General features: G+C 72.5%; 13 protein-coding genes. 6 read left to right on the top strand and 7 right to left on the bottom strand.

Annotation, left to right across the window (positions count from 1 at the left end; translation table 11 throughout):
* Positions 1–60: 60 nt before the first annotated feature.
* Positions 61–1,251 (top strand): amidohydrolase family protein, encoded by a 1,191-nt coding sequence (locus LO772_RS02520; RefSeq protein ID WP_231776663.1) that lies wholly within the window; start codon positions 61–63, stop codon positions 1,249–1,251.
* Positions 1,252–1,511: 260 nt separating this feature from the next.
* Here LO772_RS02520 and LO772_RS02525 read toward each other — a convergent pair whose 3' ends face one another.
* Positions 1,512–3,083 carry a hypothetical protein gene (locus LO772_RS02525; protein ID WP_231776664.1) on the bottom strand — a complete coding sequence of 524 codons (1,572 nt, stop codon included), beginning with the start codon at positions 3,081–3,083 and terminating at the stop codon, positions 1,512–1,514.
* A 194-nt stretch (positions 3,084–3,277) separates the two neighbouring features.
* Between LO772_RS02525 and LO772_RS02530 the strand changes: the two genes are divergently transcribed.
* A complete protein-coding gene (locus tag LO772_RS02530; protein WP_231776665.1) occupies positions 3,278–3,970 on the top strand; it encodes a hypothetical protein in 693 nt (230 codons plus the stop codon).
* Positions 3,971–4,023: 53 nt separating this feature from the next.
* On the opposite strand, the gene LO772_RS02535 is transcribed toward LO772_RS02530, so the two are convergent.
* Both LO772_RS02535 and LO772_RS02540 read right to left on the bottom strand, forming a co-directional pair.
* The gene (locus tag LO772_RS02535) at positions 4,024–4,347 is read right to left on the bottom strand and encodes a hypothetical protein (protein WP_231776666.1); all 324 of its coding nucleotides are present in this window, start codon (positions 4,345–4,347) and stop codon (positions 4,024–4,026) included.
* Between the two features lie 289 nt (positions 4,348–4,636).
* A complete protein-coding gene (locus LO772_RS02540) occupies positions 4,637–5,272 on the bottom strand; it encodes an NADPH-dependent F420 reductase (protein WP_231776667.1) in 636 nt (211 codons plus the stop codon).
* A 77-nt stretch (positions 5,273–5,349) separates the two neighbouring features.
* Here LO772_RS02540 and LO772_RS02545 point away from each other — a divergent pair, with 77 nt between their 5' ends.
* The 3 genes from LO772_RS02545 to LO772_RS02555 all read left to right on the top strand — a co-directional run bounded on the left by LO772_RS02545 (position 5,350) and on the right by LO772_RS02555 (position 8,318).
* Entirely contained in the window at positions 5,350–5,772 is a 423-nt protein-coding gene (locus LO772_RS02545) for a winged helix-turn-helix transcriptional regulator (RefSeq protein ID WP_231776668.1), read from the top strand.
* 286 nt (positions 5,773–6,058) lie between these two features.
* Positions 6,059–6,952: a helix-turn-helix domain-containing protein gene (locus LO772_RS02550; RefSeq protein ID WP_269453152.1), complete on the top strand. Its 894-nt coding sequence runs from the start codon at positions 6,059–6,061 to the stop codon at positions 6,950–6,952.
* A gap of 235 nt (positions 6,953–7,187) precedes the next feature.
* A complete protein-coding gene (locus tag LO772_RS02555) occupies positions 7,188–8,318 on the top strand; it encodes an acyl-CoA dehydrogenase family protein (protein WP_231776670.1) in 1,131 nt (376 codons plus the stop codon).
* Positions 8,319–8,516: 198 nt separating this feature from the next.
* Here LO772_RS02555 and LO772_RS02560 read toward each other — a convergent pair whose 3' ends face one another.
* Positions 8,517–8,918, bottom strand: coding sequence for a nuclear transport factor 2 family protein (locus LO772_RS02560; RefSeq protein WP_231776671.1), 402 nt, complete (start codon positions 8,916–8,918; stop codon positions 8,517–8,519).
* A gap of 220 nt (positions 8,919–9,138) precedes the next feature.
* On the opposite strand from LO772_RS02560, the gene LO772_RS02565 reads away from it, so the two are divergent.
* On the top strand, positions 9,139–10,200 hold the full coding sequence (locus LO772_RS02565; protein ID WP_231776672.1) for an ecdysteroid 22-kinase family protein: 1,062 nt from the start codon (positions 9,139–9,141) through the stop codon (positions 10,198–10,200).
* A 231-nt stretch (positions 10,201–10,431) separates the two neighbouring features.
* On the opposite strand, the gene LO772_RS02570 is transcribed toward LO772_RS02565, so the two are convergent.
* Genes LO772_RS02570 through LO772_RS02580 form a run of 3 tightly spaced genes read right to left on the bottom strand, consistent with a single transcriptional unit; the run spans position 10,432 to position 18,823 of the window.
* Positions 10,432–13,854 (bottom strand): AMP-binding protein, encoded by a 3,423-nt coding sequence (locus LO772_RS02570; RefSeq protein WP_231776673.1) that lies wholly within the window; start codon positions 13,852–13,854, stop codon positions 10,432–10,434.
* Entirely contained in the window at positions 13,851–17,243 is a 3,393-nt protein-coding gene (locus LO772_RS02575) for a non-ribosomal peptide synthetase (protein WP_231776674.1), read from the bottom strand. Before LO772_RS02575 ends, LO772_RS02570 begins: the two co-directional genes overlap by 4 nt.
* A complete protein-coding gene (locus LO772_RS02580; protein WP_231776675.1) occupies positions 17,240–18,823 on the bottom strand; it encodes a carbamoyltransferase C-terminal domain-containing protein in 1,584 nt (527 codons plus the stop codon). Before LO772_RS02580 ends, LO772_RS02575 begins: the two co-directional genes overlap by 4 nt.
* Between the last annotated feature and the right edge of the window lie 12 nt (positions 18,824–18,835).

Genomic DNA, 18,835 nt, shown 5'->3' on the forward strand with positions numbered 1-18,835 from the left:
GTCGCCGCGGATCGGCACCACCTCTGTTGTCCGCCACCGCCCGATGCTAGAAAGATATACATGTTTAAATTCGACTTTCCGGTCTTCGACGCCGACAACCACCTCTACGAGACCGCCGACGCGTTCACCCGCCACCTCCCCGAGCGGCACCGCAACCTGTTCCGCTTCGTGGAGATCAAGGGGCGCAAGAAGCTCGTCGTCCGCGACACCATCACCGAGTTCATTCCGAACCCGACGTTCGACGTGGTAGCGCGTCCCGGCGCGCACATGGCGTTCTACAGCGGCGACAATCCCGACGGCAAGACGCTTCGGGAACTCACCGGCAAGCCGATACGGCCCCTTGCGGCCTTCCGCGAGCCGGCCCCCCGCTTGGCGCTGCTCGACGAGCAGGGCATCGCCAAGACCCTGATGTTCCCGACTCTCGCGAGCCTGATCGAGGAACGCCTCCGCGACGACCCGTACCTCACGCAAGTGGCGATCCGGGCGTTCAACGAGTGGCTGTACGACGAGTGGAAGTACGACTACGAGGGTCGGATCTTCGCGACGCCGATCGTGAACCCGTGCGTGCTCGACGAAGGCATCGCCGAACTCGACCGGGTCGTCGAACGCGGCGCGAGGGCCGTCCTCATGCGCCCCGGACCCGTCGGCGGCCTGCGCGGCCTGCGCTCGCCGTTCCTCCCCGACTTCGACCCCTTCTGGGCTCGCGTCCGGGAATCCGGCATCGTCGTCGCCCTGCACGCCTCCGACTCCGGGTTCCAGGAGTACGTGAACACCTGGGAGGGCAGCGAGGGTTCCGAGTACGTCGCCTTCCGCCCCAAGACGTTCCCCGAGGTGATCGACGGAGGGCGCGTCATCCACGACACGTTCGCCTCCGCCGTCTGCCACGGCATGCTCACGCGCTTCCCCGAGGTCAAGCTCCTCAGCGTGGAAAACGGCGGAAGCTGGGTCGGCCCGCTGCTGCACGACCTGGACCGCGCGTACAAGAAGATGCCGCAGGAGTTCCCCGAGCACCCGCGCGACATCTTCACCCGCAACGTGTGGGTCAACCCGTTCTGGGAGGACTCCACCCTCGGCCTGGTCGACCTCGTCGGCGTCGACCGCGTGTGCTTCGGATCGGACTACCCGCACCCCGAGGGCCTGGCCGACCCGCTGTCGTGGCGCGAAGAACTGGGCGGCCTGCCCGAGGCGTCGACAAAGAAGATCATGTCGGACAACCTCTTCGACCTGATGGGCCTGTCCCCGGCCGCATGACCGCACGGCTTCTCCCCCCGGCCTGCGATCCTGGGCCCCATGCCCCCGGAAACCGCCGCCCCCACCTGGGCCCTCGCCGAGCTGAACGCCCCGACCGGCAAGGACTCCCAACGAATGGCTGCGCCGACATCGTGCGCGAATATCTCGCGGGCCTGCACACCGAATAGGTGGGAGCGGCCCACCCCGCTGCGCCGGTGTCTCTCGGGCGGGCCGCCGGTGTCGATCGACGGTTGGGATTCGGTGGGAAGTGCCCTCCTCCACTACGCTTGGAGGGTGCCGATGTTGTAGTCGCGCAGGGCTTCGTCGAGGCGGCGTACCGGCTTGGTGCGTTGCCAGGGGGTGAGGTCGGCGCGGGCGTCGCGGATGATCCGGTTCAGGCGCGGGGAACGGTTGATCGTGGTGAGGCGGGCGGCTTCGGTGATGACCTGCGAGGCCGCGTCCACGTTGCTGTCGGCGATGTGAGCTTTCGCCTGGTCGATGACTCGGTGGGTGTGGTCCCGTACGTTCGCCGGATCGCTGAAGGACAGAGCTTGTGCCGAGGCGTACAAAGCGTCGGCGGGGTCGTCCAGTTGCCGGCTGACCTCGCTGCGGATCCCCCAGTAGTACGACTCGTCGTAGAAGTACCACCACGCAGCCACCGGTTCACCGCCGCTTCGCGCCTCCGCGGCTGCGGCGCGCTCGATGTCCAGCGCCGCGCGAGCCCTGCTCTTGTCTCCCGCCGCCGCGAACGCCCTGGCCGCCACGTCGGCCGCGTACGCCTGGGCCATGGCACTGTGGGATTCTCCCGCCCACGTCTGTGCCGCGATCGCGTGGTCGATACCGACCCGGGGTTTGCCCTGCCACGTCGCCAGTTGGCTCATGTTGCTCAGGATGTAGGTCACCAATTCGGCGTTCTCGGCGTCGTGGGCCGCTGTTCGGGCGTCGTCGTAGTAATGCGCGGCGCCGCGATAGTCCCCGATGTCGTACAGCTCCCACCCCACGAGTTGACTGAGTTCGGCGTACAGCGACAACACGCGCGGCCGAAGTTCGCTCGACGCGTGGACCGCGAAATCACCGATGACCTTCCGCTGGGCCAGGACAGCCGACAAAACCGCCTGCGGACCGAGAATGTCGCTCTGCATACGGAAGTTCTTGAGTCCGTGTTCGGCCTGCTCGATGGCGGCGACGTCCACCCGGTGCGGCTCATCGACCGCCTTCGCCGCCCGGGCACGTCCCTCCGGATCCGCGATATCCAGCAACGGGGCGGCGGCTGCCACCGCGAGCGTGGCGCCGATTTTCTGCACCAATTCACGGCGGTTGATTCCGCCGGGCAAACCTTGGGCCCACATGACAACCTCCTCGGCGAGTTCGGCATAGTTGACGTCGACGGAGCCGAAACCGACGACACGACCGGTCAGTACCTCGGCAAGGGCCGGAACAAGCATCGACGACACCGCACCGCCATCGCTTCCGGCCGCTCCCCCGTGCGGCGAATTCGCCGATTTCGCGCCATAGTTCGGCATGTCGGCGAGCAAGTCGCCCGGGGCGCACTCGTAAAGCCGGGCCAGGCGGTCAAGGGTGGCCAGCGACGGCGCGTGTCCCGTCGCGCCGGGCCACAACTCCCACGCCGAGAAGTTCTTGAACGTCTTCGGATCTTCCGGCCAACGGGCATTCCACGCCTCGGCGGCCTCGCGCTGGCTCCATCCTCGTGCCATGCGCTGCGCGGCACGGGCGTTCACGTTGTACCGGTCGCGGAACTCCGCCGCGACGCGTGCCCAACTCCATCCTTGGGCACGTAACTCCGAAGCGGCTCGGATCTGCTCCTGCCGACGGCTGCGAGGCTTGGCGGCCAATGTCCCTCCCGAGTCCGCTCCCTGAGGCTCCTGCTCCGAACATAACTCCAATTCGGCGGTCTTCAAGACCAAGGCGAAATCTCCCGATCGAACCGGGAAATTCCGTAGGTAAGTTGCCAACTCCGCGGTGTGTACCGGTGTTTTTGAGCCATTGACAGTAAGGGTCTTCAGCCCTCGACTCCCAGGACACGCCCATGCCGCGACCACCGGCCCGCCGCGCCGTGCCCCACCGCTTCGACCACCGCCCGATCGGCTCCCTGCACCTGACCGATCATGTGCCGTACATCGCGTCATGGTCGGCGGAGACCACCACGCAACCCGAGGTCGTCATGCGCCGAGGCCGACTGGCGTACCGCGACGAACGGCCGTGGGACCGCGACAGCACCGGCATTCTCTGGCGCCGGATGCCCAGCAGGCCGGGCCGGGGCAGGCCGCAGTACGGCAAAGTGCACCTGCTCCGCCAGCGGCGAGCCATGGAAGCGCTGCTGTGCCAGGTCTGCGGCCTGCCCGCCGCGAGCGACGCCACCGACGACGGCGTGCTGTGGCTCCTCAACGAGGATCCCCACGATCCGGGCGCCTGGCTGCCGGGCCTGGTGACCGGCCATCCCCCGGTGTGTCTCCACTGCGCGTGGCTGTCGGTGCGGGCCTGCCCCCATCTGCGCAGGCAGTATGCGGCGGTCCGCGTCCGCCGCCACACCCTCAGCGGCGTCCACGGCCTCCTCCACATCCCCGGCCACCCGCACCCGCTGCCCCACGGCGTCGGCGGCCTCGACTTCGGCGACACCCGCATGCCATGGATGCAGGCCGCCCAACTCATGATGCGCCTGGACGACTTACACCAAGTGGACCTGGAATCCGAATACCTCACCCACACCAAACAACTCTGACCGGTCCCCCACCAAACCCCGCCGCCGAACACCGCCCCCTCCCTCACCCCACGTCACCACGGCACCGGCTCGTCGGGATACTCACGCGAGCCCGGCTGCTGCTCCCGCTCCAAGGTGCGCAACACGTCATCGGCGTGTGGCACACCGACCTCGCCGAGGATTTCCGCGAGTTTGACGCCGATCAAATGACGATCCATACCGTCCAGCCCGCGCAACAAGGCCACGAGCGAATGCTCCCATTCCGCTTGCCTGGTCAACAGGGAGCGGTTGTGCACGGTCCAGTCCAGCACCTCACGCGCCTGGTCGGGGTGGTGCAGCAGGGCGACGAGGTCGCGCAGGGCCGGGGGCGGGCGTTCGCCCGTGGCGAGTCCGTCCACGGCGGTGAGGTGGACGCGGGCTTCGCCGAAGAACGGGGCCAGGCGTCCGACCGTGACCGCGTGCCCTTGGGCGTCCAGTCGGTGACCTTCCCGACCAACCGGAGGGCGAGCGCCACGACTTCGTCCGCCAGGCCGGCATCGCCGCCGGACGTATCGTCGCGCACGGCCTCGCCCCCATCCCCCGACACTCATGCGGTGATGCCACCGACCCGCGCCCACCGCGTTGTTGATGTTCCGTCAGGTCGCACGGACGCGCCACGGGACGGGTCGTGCCGTCCCCGGCGCGGGTCTACGGCACGCGCGGAATCACGGCATGCGGATCGGTTCCCGCGAACACCAGCCCGATGACAAAGCCCGCGGCCTCCTCCACCTGCCGGGCCCGATCCAGCGATCCGAACGTCGCCGGAACAGCGCCGACAGCGCGCACCAACTCGCCGACGACCCGCAACGCCTCCGGATCGTCACCGCACATCGCCACCGTCACCGCGGACGCGTCGTCACCCGGTGACGACGCCCACTGATCCGCCGGGAAGAGGTGGAAGGCCTTGACGACATGAGCCCCCGGAGCCGCGCGTCCGACGCGTCGCGCCATCGAGTCCCCGGCGTCGACGAGGAGTTCACCGATGCCGTGGCGCACCGCGTTCGTGGGGTCGATCAGCGGGGTGCCCGCGAGCGCCCCCTCGGCCGCGCCGGCGGCGCGCAGCGCCTCCTCGGCACCGTCCCAGGACACGGCCAGGAGTACGGCGTCCTTGCCGGCGACCGCCGTACGCGGCGGTGCCGCACGCACGTCCCGCCCCAACGCGTCGGCCAGCGCCGTCGCCTTGGCGAGCGACCGCCCGCCGATCACCACCTCGTGTCCGGCACGTGCCCAGCCCGCTCCCAAGGCGGCGGCCAGGGTCCCGGTTCCCAGAATTCCGATGCGCATCGCGGCTCCTCTCGCAGGAAATGTCGGCAGGGCGCCTACGGTAGGCAGGCGGTGACGCACCAAACGGTGCACAACGGATGCGCGACGATGGAGGGGTGATGGGCGAGCACGCGACGTACGGCGGTGAATTGGTGGCCGACTGCCGACTGCGCGCGGCGACGGACCTGTTCGCGCACACGTGGGATCCCGTGGTCCTGGCCGCGCTCCACCAGGGTCCGCGCCGCCGTCGCGCACTGCGCGCCGCGATCGGCGGCGTCAGCGACAAGGTCCTGACCGAGGCGCTGCGGCGCCTGCTCGGCAGCGGCCTGATCGAACGCCGCCGCTACCCCGAGGCCCCGCCTCGCGTGGAGTACGGCCTCACACCCTTGGGCCGCAGCTTCGTCGACGGTCCGATGACGGCGCTGGCGCGGTGGACGAACGAGCACGGCGACGAACTCGGCGAGGCGCTGGGAGAGTTCGATTCCGGCGTCGGGCCGGACGAGAACGTGCGGCTCGCCTAGGCGCGGTCCGCGTGACGGCCTCGGGCGACCGACCCCGTCGCGGCACGGTGTCGTCACCTTCCGGGTGACCGCCTGCTGTTCCGTGGGCAGCGGGTCCGTGCGCCCCGTCGTGGACGCCGCGGCCGACGCCGCCGGGAGTTCCGGGGCGTCGCCGACCGGCGCGCGGACCCAGTGCCGCCGGGTGCGGATGCGAGCCTCAAGGCGCTAGTATGTTAGCGACAGGTATAAAATACCAGCAGTGCGGCGGCGTCCCCACGCTGTGCGCCGCACGGCTGTCCTCGGAGGTGTGGCCTTGCCGATCAATCCGTCCCCGGCTGTCCTTCGCGCCGGTCAGATCCTCAAGCACATGGCCCGTCGCCCGACCGCACACTACTCGGTCTCCGAGCTGGCGCGGACGGTGAACATGCCGCGCGCGACGTGTGACTCCGTGCTCCAGGCACTGGCCGAGGCCGGTCTGGTCGTCCGGCGGGAGCCCGAACTGCGGTATGAGCTGGGGGCGTTCTGCATCGCGCTGGGCGACGCCGCCCGCGCGGCCGATTCGGTGCTGAACGCGGCGGAGCGCGAGGCGGAGAAGCTGGCACGCAACCTCAGCGCCTGCGTCGTGGTGACCGCGCGCATGGGCGACGAGGCACGGGTCGTCGCGGTCAGCGACTGGGGCCCGGCCCTGGCGCTGCGCGCGCACACGGGCCAGTCGATCCCGCTGGTCCCGCCGTTCGGCGCGGTGTTCGTCGCATGGAGCGACGCCGAGGCGGAGGCGTGGCTGTCGCGCGCCGAGGCCGTGGAGGACTGGCGGTCGGAGCAGTGGCGCGAGGCGCTGGTGGCCATCCGTCGGCGGGGCTGCAGCATCTCGGTGGCCGCCGACCGGCGGCCCGAACTCGTCACGGTCCTCAACGCGCTCGCCGCGGCGCCGGAGTCGGAGGAGTACCGTCGCCGCCGCGACGAGGTGATCGGCACGATGCAGCACAGCGAATACCTGGCCGGTGACATCGTCGACACCAGGGCGCGCCTGACCCACATCTCGGCGCCGGTCTTCGACGCGACGGGCCACGTGGCGGCCTCGCTGATGCTGATGGGACCGCAGTACGACTTGTCGGGCACCGAGTTGGACGCGCTGAGCCGACACGTCGTGGAGGCCGCCGCACTGGCCACGGCGGCGGTCGGCGGCACCGCGAACGTCTAGCGGCGACCATCGGCGGCACCTTCGGAGACCACGCGCGGTCGCCTCGGCATGGGAGTCGCGGGCCCAGCCTCCGGCCACAAACATCAACATCGATGTCGACATCGGGCAGTGGCCGCGGCTATCGTCGGGAACCACCGACGGCGTTCGCCTCCGGCGGTGCCCGAGCCACGGGAGCGGGCGTGCTCTCCCGTCCCGAGACGCCTCGCCCCCGTCGAGACCGGCCGAAGGAGGCCCCGTGAACTTCGCCTTCACTCCCGAGCAGGACGAACTCCGGCGGACCGTACGGAACTTCCTCGACAATTTCGGCACCGAGGCCGAGGTGCGGCGCGTCATGGACACCGACGCGGGCTTCGACGCGGACGTCTGGCGGCGGATCGCCGGCGACCTCGGCGTCGCCGGCCTCGCACTGCCGGAGAGGTACGGCGGCGCGGGCTGCGGCTTCGTCGAACTCGGCATCTGCCTCGAAGAGTTCGGCCGAGCGCTGTTCTGCGCGCCCGCGCTCTCCGGGGTCGTGCTGGCCGCCTCCACGCTTCTCCTCCTCGGCGACGACGACGCCTGCCGGGCCCACCTGCCCGGCATCGCCGACGGAACGACGGTCGCCACCCTCGCCCTCACCGAGGCCTCCGGCACGTGGGACGCCGCCGGGGTCACCGCCACCGCGACCCGCGCCGGAGGCACGTGGTGGCTCGACGGCGCGAAGGCCTATGTCCTCGACGGCTGTTCGGCCGCGCTGCTGCTGGTCGCGGCCCAAACCGACGCGGGTGTCAGCGTGTTCGCCGTCGACGCCGACGCGCCGGGCCTCCGCCGCACGGCCCAGACCACGCTGGACCGCACGCGCCACCAAGCCGTCATCGAACTCGCCCACACACCGGCACAGTTGCTCGGCGAGGACGGGCGCGCGTGGCCGGTGCTGGAACGCGTCCTCGACCTCGCCGCGGTGGCCGTCGCCGCCGAACAGGCGGGCGGCGCGGCACGCGTGCGGGACATGGCGGTCGACTACGCCAAGACGCGCGTCCAGTTCGGGCAGCCCATCGGCGCGTTCCAGGCCGTCAAGCACAAGCTCGCCGACCTGCACCTGGCCGTCGAGTCCGCGCGGTCGGCCGCGTACCACGGCCTGTGGGCGGCGGACCACGACCCGGCCGCGCTGCCCGAGGCCGCGAACCTGGCCAAGGCCTGCTGCGGCGACGCGTTCGTCACCGCGGCCACCGAGAACATCCAGGTGCACGGCGGTATCGGCTTCACGTGGGAGCACTCCGCGCACCTGTACCTGAAACGCGCCCACGCCACGCAGCAGCTCTTCGGCAACGCCGCCCACCACCGCCGCCGCCTCGCCCGACGCGTCCTGGCGAACGCGGCGCCCCGGTGACCCGAGACGGAGATTCCCGGGTGGTTCACTCGCTCCCGACACCGAGACCGACGATGCCCGGTCGAGCCGCATCGTCGAGGGATCGGGCGCGACCACGGGTCGATCGAGGCGGAGATCCCCCGGGGCGTTTCCGATTCGCGTCACCAGGTAGGCCCCGGTGGAGCGCGGTGCCGCGCACTCCGCCGGACCCGCCCATCCTCAACGCGGCGGTCGGTCGGCCAGTCCCTGGGCCGTGATGAACCGGCACCGGCAGTGCGCGATGCGCCACCCCTCCGCGGTCCGGACCAGTTCGTCGCTGTACACGGCGTGGCGCGCGCCGCCGTCCGCCCGGTCGACGAACACCAAATTGCGTGTCGTACGAGCCCGATCCCCGTCCACCATGTCGATCACCGGCGGCCCACCCAGGTGCAACCCCCCGGGCGCGGCCGTCATCATCGCGCGCAGGCCGTCGTGCCCCCGGAAGACGCGCCCGTACACCTCGTACGCGGCATCCGGCGTGAACAGCCCCACCCACCCGTCGACATCGTCGAGATCCAGCGTCAGGCAGTAGCGGGCCAGCAGATCACCGATGGCCACGTGATCGTCGGGCGAGGGCAGCATCACGCACTCCTTGGGTTCCACCGGGGACCGGCACGCCCGGGGACGCCGCCGCGCGACGACCCCGGCCCGATTATCTAATTCGACGTCAATATCAACCTAATCGCCTCGGCCAGCCGCTGACAACGCTCCCCGATGAATCCGGGGTGATCTATCGATGCTTCGAAGTTTCTACTATCATTAAGGCGCTAATGCTGAAATACTAGCGACCAGGGAGCTGCCCATGACTTCGGATCAGCGTGTCCTGCCGGTTCCCCGCACGCTGCCGGACCTGTTGTCGCCGGACTGGCTCAGTTCGGCACTCGACGCACGGTTCCCGGGCATCCGCGTCACCGAGGTGACACCCGGCCCCGTGGTCAGCCGCGTGTCGACCAACGCCCGCTTCCGCATCGCGTGCGACGGCGGTGTCCCCGAGGGGCTGTCGGCCGACCTGTGCGGCAAGGGCTACTTCTCCGAGGACGGATGGCACGCGCGGCAGGCGGGGATCTTCGAAGTGTCGTTCTACCGCGACCTCGTCGCCACCACCGGCGTCCGCACCCTGCGCAGCGTCTACGCCGACATCGACCCCGACACCCAGCACGGCGTCGTGATCACCGAGGACGTCGTCGCCCAGGGCGGCGAATTCCTGGACTCCACCAGCGACTACACCCCCGAACTCGCGGCGGAGAGCCTGTCGGAACTCGCGAAGCTGCACGCGTCGCTGTGGGGTGAGCCGGACGCCGCCACGGCCCGGTGGCTGGACTCCCGGCTCGACAAACACACCGGTGTCCGCGGGGTCAAGGAGATCCGCGGCAACTTCGAGAGCGCGATCGGTGCCGGCGTACCCACCGAAGTCCGGGACGCCGAGCGGCTGTTCGCGGCGTACGTCGACCTCGCCGAGGAGGCGCCCCGGCTGTCGCCGTGGACCGTGATCCACGGCGACACCCATGTCGGCAACCTGTATCTCGACGCCGACGACCGCCCGTCGTTCCTGGACTGGCAGCTCGTCCAGCGCGCGCCCTGGTACATCGACGTCGGCTACCACATCGCCTCCGTCCTCACCGTCGAGGACCGCCGGCGCTCCGAGAAGGACCTGCTGCGCCACTACCTCGACGCCCTGCGCGCCGCCGGACTGGCCGAGCCCCCGCGTTGGGACGACGCCTGGCTCGGCATCCGCCGGGGCATCCTGCACGGCTTCTACCTGTGGGGCATCACGCTCAAGGTCGACCCCGCGATCACCACGGCCCTCCTCGAACGCCTCGGCACCGCCGCGGCCGACCACGAGGTCTTCGGCCTGGCCTCCTGACCGCGGTCCGTGGCGCGGCCCGGTGCGGCGGGACCGCGCCACGGCCGCTCCCCGGCGCGGCCCCGCGGGGGCGGTCGGCGGAGGAAACGACACCGGGCGCGTCGGATTCCCGTCCTGGGACCGCGCGTTCGGCACGTACCGGGTGCCGCGGTCGCGGCGGTCCGGGCGGGAGAGCGGCCGTGGTCGCCACCGAACCGGACCCCGCTCCCGCTTCGGCGCCTCATCCGCCGTTCACCTGCCCCCCGCGTCCTCCGCCGACGGCGGGATACCGGGTCCGATCCCCCGGGCCGCCCCGGCCCCGAGACCGCCCCGGGCGCCCAGCCAGGTGCGCACCCGGTCCGCGTTGGCGGTCGCGTTCGTGCCGGTGAGCAGGTCGAGGTGGTGGCCTCGGGCCGGGCCGCCGTGGACCTCTCCGGTGCAGAACGGCCGCCAGCCGACCGACCCTTCGGGGTCGCCGTCGCGGGCGGTCAGCACCAGCAGGTCGCAGTCGACGGGCCCGGGCGGGGGCGCCTCGGCGTACCACCGGGCGTACGCCGCGACGGTTTCGGCGACGCGGTCCGGGCCGGTCTGCCGGATGTGCGCGGTCAGCCGCGGGTCGTCGAGAACCTCGCGGACCGTGTGCGCCACGGCGGCATCGCCCGGCGGAGGCCGCCGGTCCGGCGGCTCCGAGTCGAGCAGGACCACGCCGTCGACGCGCTCGCCGCGCGCCCGCAAGGCGTGCGCGGTGGCGACCGCGAGGAGCCCTCCCGCCGAATAGCCCACGAGGAAGCGCGGGCCGTCCGTGCGCGTCGCCGCGATGAGGTCGGCCGCGGCGGCGACGGGGTCGGGCGTCCCGGGGAAGTCGAACGCGTAGGTGCGCACCCCGAGGTGCCGCGCGAACTCCGCCGTCGTCCACGCGTATCCCGCGATCGGCGGAAAGCAGTGGACGGACGCGCCGTTCCCGTCGGCGACGAGCGTGAGCGGGCTGTCGGCGGCGGGGCGCACGTCGATGAGCCGGGCGAGGGCGGCGACGGTCTTGGTGCGGTAGACGTCGACGATGGACACGTCCCGCGCGAACACCTCCCGCACGCGGATGGCCAGCATGGCCGCGCCGAGGCTGTGTCCGCCCGAGGCGAAGAAGTCGTCATCGCGCGAGACGGTGGCGTCGCCGAGGATGTCGTGCCACAGCGGCAGCAGCGCGCGCTCGGTGTCGGTCCGCGGTGGGCGGGCGGGGCCGCGGGCCTGTTCGGGGGCGGGCAGCGCGTTGCGGTCGATCTTGCCGTTCGGGGTGCGGGGCCAGTCGCGCACCACGATGACCTCGGCGGGGACGGCCGCGGCCGGAAGCAGTCCGCCGAGGGCCGCCCGCAGGCTGTGCGGATCGGGCGTGGTGCCGGGTTCCGGGACGACGTAGCCGCACAGGCGCGGTACGTCCGTTCCGGGCGGGGGCCGCAGCGCGGCGGCGGCCTCGAGCACGCCGGGCAGCCCGCGCAGGCGCTGTTCGATCTCTCCGAGTTCGATGCGCTGCCCCAGCAGTTTGACCTGGTTGTCCGCCCGGCCCGCCAGGACGAGTTCGCCGCCCGGCAGCCGCCGGGCCAGGTCGCCGGTGCGGTACAGGCGTTCGCCGGGCAGGTGGGCGGAGGTGGTGAACTTCTCGGCGGTGAGCGCCGGGTCGCCGAGGTATCCGGCGGCCAACCCGGTTCCGGCCAGGCACAGTTCGCCGACGACGCCGGGCGGGGCCTCGGCCGCCCGGCCGTCCAGGACGTACGCGCGCGTGTTGGGGATGGGCCGGCCGATGGGCACCGGGGCCGTCCCGTCGCGCACCCACGCGGGGTCGACGGGGGCGGCGCAACTGATGTCGGTGGCCTCGGTGGGACCGTAGATGTTGTGCAGCGTGGCCCGGCACGCGCCGGACGCCAGCCAGGCGCGGAACCGGGCCAGGTCGGGTGGCTCGCCGCCGAGGGCCAGGTGGCGGAGGTGGCGCAGCGGCCGGAAGCCGTCGGGCTCGGCCAGTTCGACCAGCGGGTAGACCGCCGACGGGACGCCGGGGTTGAGGACGGTGATCCGCTCGCGGTCGACGAGGTCCAAAAGGACGCGCGGGTCGTAGGCGGTGTCGGGCGCCAGGACGACGCGGGCACCGCAGATCAGCGGGGCCAGGTAGTTCTTGACGGAGGCGTCGAAGCCGCACGTGATGGTCTGGAGCACGCGTGCGTCCGGTCCCAGGTCGCACGCCCGCCGGTACCACCACAGCAGGTTGACCAGCGAGCGCATGCCGACCGCGACGCTCTTCGGGGTGCCGGAGGAACCCGAGGTCTGGATGACGTACGCGGTGGCGTCGGGCCGGTGCCGGTCGTGCGCCGTCGCGGCGGCCCGGGGCCCGTCGAGGGCCCGCCGGTCGTACTGGCGTTTGGCGGGCTCGCGCGGGGTGCCGGGACGCGGCGCGGCACGGTCGACGTGCAGTATCGCGTCGTACGCGTACGCCGACAGGTCCTCGTCGTCGACGGCCATCGGGCCGATCTCGACCCGGGCGATCTCCGGGAAGTGGTGCGGCAGGTCGGCGAGGAACGCGGCGGGGACGAACAGCGCGTCGGCGGCGGCGAGGGGGCGGCCCGCGTGTTCGGGCCGGTGCCGGGCGGCGACGGACGCGACGAACTCCTCGCGGCGCGCGGCGTCCCAGACGTGCCCGAGGTAGACGACGCCGCGTTTGCCGGTGCGGGCGACGGCCTCGCCGATGACGGTGCGCAGGTAGTTCAGCCCGCCGAAGCTCTGGACGACGCTGTTGAGGACGACCGCGTCGAAGGGGCCGGTGGACTCCTCGGGCAGCGCGTCGAGTTCGAGGGCGCCCAGGGCGTGCAGGGACACGTTGCCGAGCCGTTGCTCGCGGCACGCGCGCTCGGCCCAGCGCAGCGCGCCGGCGGACGGGTCGACCCCGACGTAGCGGCCCACGCGGGGGGCCAGCCCGCGGAGTGTGGCGCCGGTGCCGCAGCCGATCTCCAGCACCGCGGCGTCCGGCGGCAGGTGCCCGGACAGCTTGTCGACCGTGGCACGCACGTACCGTTCGAGGGTCGCGTCGCCGAGGCGGGCGCCCGTGTAGGGGCTGTGCCAGCCGTTGGCGCTGACGGGGTCGGCGGCGTGGTCGGCGATGTGGTTCCACAGTTCGGGGCTCATCCTGGCCCCGTCGGGCTCGCGTTCGGCGAGGGCGTCGGCGGAGTCGGCGCTCAGGAGCGCGCGGGTGGCGGGGCTGTTCCAGAACAGGTCGTTGGCGAGCGCGGTCAGGGCGCGTTCGGAGATCAGGACGCGCGGCGCGGTGTCGCGGACGAGGGCGCGCAGCCGGGAGTCGGGCAGGTCCGGGTTGAGCGGCACGTACGCGCCTCCGGCCCGGAGGATGCCGAGGAGCGCGACGACGAGCCGGTACGAGCGGCGCAGCAGCACGGCCACGTGGACGCCGGGGCCGACGCCCCGGCGGGTGAGGAAGTCCGCGGACGCGTCGGCGTCGGCGGCCAGTTCGGCGTAGGTGTGCCGCTCGGTGCCGTCGACCACGGCCACCGCGTCGGGGGTGGCGGCGGCTTGTTCGGCGAACAGGTCGCCGACGGTGCGGTCGTGGGGGAAGGGCCGGGTGTTGTCGTCGCGGGTCGTGCCGGGTTCGTCGTCCCACAGGTCCGCGTCGGAGAGTTTCACGCGCGGGCCTCCCCCGTCGTGACGGCTCGGGCCAGGCGCTCCAGGGCGCGCAGGTAGCGGTCGACGGTCTCGGGCCGGAACAGGGCGCCGTCGTATTCGAACGCGGTGCGGAATCCGGCGGGTGTGTCGTGGACGTACAGGGTGAGGTCGAACTTGGCGGTGTCGAGGGGGATTTCGACGAGGCGCGCCTGGTCGAGGAACAACTCGTCGCGGTGTCCGCCGCCCGCGCGGTCGGGCGGTGTGTCGCCGAAGACGTCGGCGAAGTTCTGGAACGCGAACATGACGTTGGTCAGCGGCTGGGTTCCCGCCGACCGCGCGGGGTTGAGGTCCTTGACGATGGCGTCGATCGGGCAGTCCTGCTGGTCCCACGCGGTCGCGAGGGCCGCGGACGCCTGGTCGGCGAGTTCGGCGAAGTCCATGTCGGGGCGCGGGAAGAGCCGGACGGGCAGCACGTTGGTGAAGAAGCCGACCAGGTTCTCCAGGTCGGGATGCACGCGGGCGGCGGCCCCCGTGCCGACGCAGATGTCCTCGCGGGAGGTCAGCCGGTGGAGCAGCGCGCCGAACAGCGCGAGGAAGACGGCGGCGGGGGTGTGACCCGAGCGGGCGGCGAGGTCGCGCAGCCGCGCGGACAGTTCCTCGTCGAGGACGGCCGTCCGGGTGCCGCCGCGAAACGCGTCCCCGGAGTCGGGGCGGCTGCCAGGACTCGTGTCCGTCGGCAACGGCAGGTACGCCGCGGCGCCGGCGAGCCGCGCACGCCAGGCTGGTGCCCGCGCGGCGAGGTCGCGGGCACGGTCCCAGACGGCGAAGTCCCGGTAGCGGACGGGCAGTCGCGGCAGTTCCGCGGGCCGTCCCGAACGGGCCGCGACGTAGGCCTCGTTCAGTTCGCGCGACAGGACGACGACGGACCAGCCGTCGCAGACGATGTGGTGCAGGGTCATGACCAGCCGGCACCGCCCGCCCGGCAGGCGGACCACGACGACGCGCGCGAGCGGCGCCTGGGCGAGGTCGAACGGCGTCGCGGCTTCCGCCCGGACGACGTCCTCGGCGGCCCGCTCGGGGTCCGGGGCGTCGCGGACGTCGATCACGCGCGGGAGCAGCGCCACCCGGTCGGCGATCACCTGCCGGGGCCGCCCGTCGCGCACGGTGAACGCGGTGCGCAGACTGTCGTGCCGCCCGGCGACGACGGCGAGCGCCGCCCGCAGCGCCGCGGGGTCCAGGTCGCCCTGGTCCATCACGACGGGCACGTTGTACGCGACGGCGCCGCCGAGTTGGTGGAGAATCCACAGGCGCTGCTGCGCGTGCGACACGGGGTAGTCGGCGGCGTCCTCGGCGCGAGGCAGGCGGGTTACCGCCCGGCCGTCGGGGGTCGCGGGCGCCGCGGCGGCCAGGGCGCGCGCGAGGGCGCGGGGCGTCGGGTGGTCCAGCACGGCGCGCAGGGGGACGGTCACGCCCCGGCGGGCGGCGATGCGGTTCACCAGGCGCATGGCCTTGAGGCTGTGCCCGCCTTCGGCGAAGAAGTTGTCGCCCGGGGCGAGCGGCGCACGTCCCAGCACCGCACCGAAGAGCACCGCGAGTTCGCGTTCGTCCGGGAGGGCGGGGTCGAGGGCGGAACCCGGGTCACGGTCGGAGTCGGGGGCGAGGTCGGGGTCAGGCCCGGAGGCGCGGTCAGGGTCGGGGGCGGTGCCGCGGCCGGAATCGCCGTCACGGCCGGGGCCGGAATCGGGGCCGGGGCCGGAATCGGGACCGGGGCCGGAATCGGCGTCAAGGCCGGGTCCCGCGGCATCGCCCGCGCTCGCGCGTGCCTCGGCGGCCAGCGCGACGCGGTCCGCCTTGCCGTTCCCCGTGTGCGGCAGCGCGGCGCGCCGCACGAAGCGCGACGGCACCATCCACGGCGGCAGGTTGAGCCGCGCGTGGCGCCGCGGCGCGCGGTCGTCCACGCCGTCTTCGGCGGTGTAGAACGCGACGAGGTCGGTGTCGCCGAATCCGTCCGGGACCGGGACGACGACGGCTTCGATGACGCCCGGGCAGCCGGTGAGGACGTTGCCGACCTCTCCGGGTTCCACGCGGTGGCCGCGGACCTTGACCTGGTCGTCGCGGCGTCCCAGGAACTCCAGTTCGCCGGTCCGGGAGACCCGGCCGAGGTCGCCGGTTCGGTAGAGCCGCGCGGCGGTGCCGGAGCCGGTGCCCGCGGCGGGGTCCGTGACGAACCGGGCGTCGTCGTCCGACCCCGGGTGCAGGTAGCCGCGCGCGACACCGCTCCCGGCGACCCAGATCTCGCCGCTCCGGCCCGGCGGCAGGACGCGCAGCGCGTCGTCGCGCACGGTGACGGCGGCGCCCGGCAGGGCGGTGCCGAGGCCGAGGGTGGCGCCGGTCGGCACGGTCCCGCGGTCGACGCGCAGGCAGGTCGCGTCGACGGTGGTCTCGGTCGGCCCGTACATGCTCCACACCGTCAGCGAGCCGCCGGCGGGCCGGTCGAGCAGCCGCCGTACGACGGCCGTCGGGACGGCCTGGCCGCCCGTGACGATGTGCCGCAACGCCGTCGGCGGGCCGTTTCCGAGACCGGCGTCGACGAGCGCGCCCAGAAAGGGGGCGACGACGTTGATCATGCCGACGCGGTGCCGGGCGATGAGGTCCAGGAAGCGGTGCGGGTCGCGGCGGTCGTCTTCGTCGAGTACGAGGAGGGTTCCGCCGTTGGCCAGGCACGAGAGGGTCTGTTGGAGGGCGGCGTCGAAGACGAAGGGCGCCGAGAGGGCTTCGACGGTGCGCCCGCCGAGCGGCGCGTACAGCAGGTCGTGCAGGCCGGTGACGAGCCAGGCGAGGGCGCGGTGTTCGACGAGTACGCCCTTGGGGGTGCCGGTGGAGCCGGAGGTGTAGAGCAGGGCGGCGACGTCGTCCGGGTGCGGCTCGGCCCCCGGGGTGGTGCCGGTGCCGTCCGGCTGGTCGACGTCCAGGACGGCCGACTCGCCTGGCCCGCCGCCGATTTCCGCGAGCTTGCGCCGCCCGGTGGCGTCCGCGACGACGCGTCGGCAGCCGCTGTCGGCGAGCAGCACGCGCAGGCGCTCGGCCGGGTACTCGGTGGTCAGCGGAAGCAGCGCGGCACCGGCCCCGAGCACGCCGAGGAGGCCGACGACCGTCCGGTCCGAGCGCGCGGTGAGCACGCCGACCGGATCGCCGCGCCCCGCGCCCGTGCCGTGCAGCGCCCGCGCGAGCCGGTCCGCACGGGCGTGGAGGTCGGCGTACGTGACGCGGCGCTCGGTGCCGTCGCGCACGCTGATCACGGCCGTCGCACCGGGCGTGCGCCGGGCCTGGGCGCGGGCGAGCGCGACGCAGGTACGGGCCCGCGCGTCCGCGGGGCCGGCCGCCGGGGCGTCGGGCGCGTGCGTGGTCACGGCTGCCGCCTCCGGGTGACGAACCTGTCCTCGACGACGTAGCCGTCCAGCCCGTGTTCCTCGCCGTACTTGAGGAGGTCGGTGGTGCGGTTGATGAAGCCGCGCCCGGAGAAGTTCAGCGAGGTGTTGCACAGCACGCTGTAGCCGGTCAGGTCGCGAAACGCGGTGAGCAGGCTCGCGATCCCGGGGTTCTGTGCGGGGGTGACGGTCTGCAGGCGGGCGCTGCCGTCGACGTGGGTGACGGCTCGCAGCGCGTCGGCGCGGACGTCGCGGAAGAAGAGCATGTACGGGTCGGGCGGGCCGTCGGAGAACCAGCGGTGGGCGTCGCTCTCCAGGCAGATCGGGGCGATCGGGCGGTAGTCCTCACGCTGCTTGATGGTGTTGAGCCGTTCCAACGTCGCCTGGGCGAACGGCGCGGCGAGCACCGACCGGTTGCCGAGCGCGCGCGGCCCCATCTCGTAGCGCCCGCGCGCCCAGCCGATGACCCCGCCCTGCTCCAGGAACCGGGCCACCTCGGCGTGGTCGAGCGGGCGGACGTCGTACAGCGCCGGGTCGAAGCCGGTGTCCTCGACGAACTCCTCGCCCGCGTACACGTCCCAGGTGACGCGGGCCGACCCGGTGTGGTGGTGCTGGGCGTCGATGGCCGTGCCGAGCGCGGAGCCGCTGTCGTTGGGGCACGGCGGCACGAAGACGTGGGAGAAGAGCCCGGAGTCGGCCCAGCGCCGGTTCCATTCGCAGTTGAGGCCGCATCCGCCGGAGACGAGCAACGGCAGGCCCTCGGTGAGGTGTTCGGCGGCGTAGTCGTGGAAGCGGGCGAAGATCGCGTCGGACAGTTTGGCCGCCACATTCTTGTACTCCTGCGAACGGATGCCGACGTTGTGGAAGCGCGACCACGCCACGTCGCCTTTGGCGAGGTTGAGCAGGATGCCCTCCTGCTCCAGGAGGAATTCGATGAGTTCCTTCTCCTCCGGCAGCGGGGCGCCGGATTCGGCGAACGCCGTCAGCGCCATCTGCTTGCCGGCGTCCTGGAAGCGGAAGTGCCCGGGCAGGTCGGGGAATCCGGGGTCGGCGAGGGCGAAGAGGTAGGCGTACTTGTTGCCGGGGTCGGTGAGGACGTGCTTGAGGTGGGTGACGCGGCCGGATTCGTCGAGGCGGTAGAAGGACCCGATGTTGCCCTCCCACACCAGGCAGTAGGCGGGGCCGCCGTCCTGCAGGGGGTCGAGTCCGTACGCGCTCATGATGTGGGAGCGCTCGTGGGTGGACGAGAAGATGCGGGTCGGCCGCCCGAGGAACGTCCCCGGCTCGTCCGTCACCGAGCCGGGTCCGACGCCGAAGTAGCCGGTGCGGGACGGGGGTTCGACGGAGTGCCAGCCCTTGACCCAGCCGCCGACGGCGACGACGTCCGGGTGGCGGTCCAGCCGTGCGGCGGCGCGCAGCAGCAGGTCGGCGGTGAGCCGGTCGTAGCGGGGGTACGAGTCCTTCTCGGCCTCCAGGGAGAACAGCAGTTCGCCGTCCTCCAGGGCCACGACGGCACCGTCGTGGCCTTCCTTGAACGACAGGATCAGCACGGTGTGCTCCACTTCGTCGGGGCG

This window comes from Yinghuangia sp. ASG 101, assembly GCF_021165735.1.
Lineage (GTDB): Bacteria > Actinomycetota > Actinomycetes > Streptomycetales > Streptomycetaceae > Yinghuangia.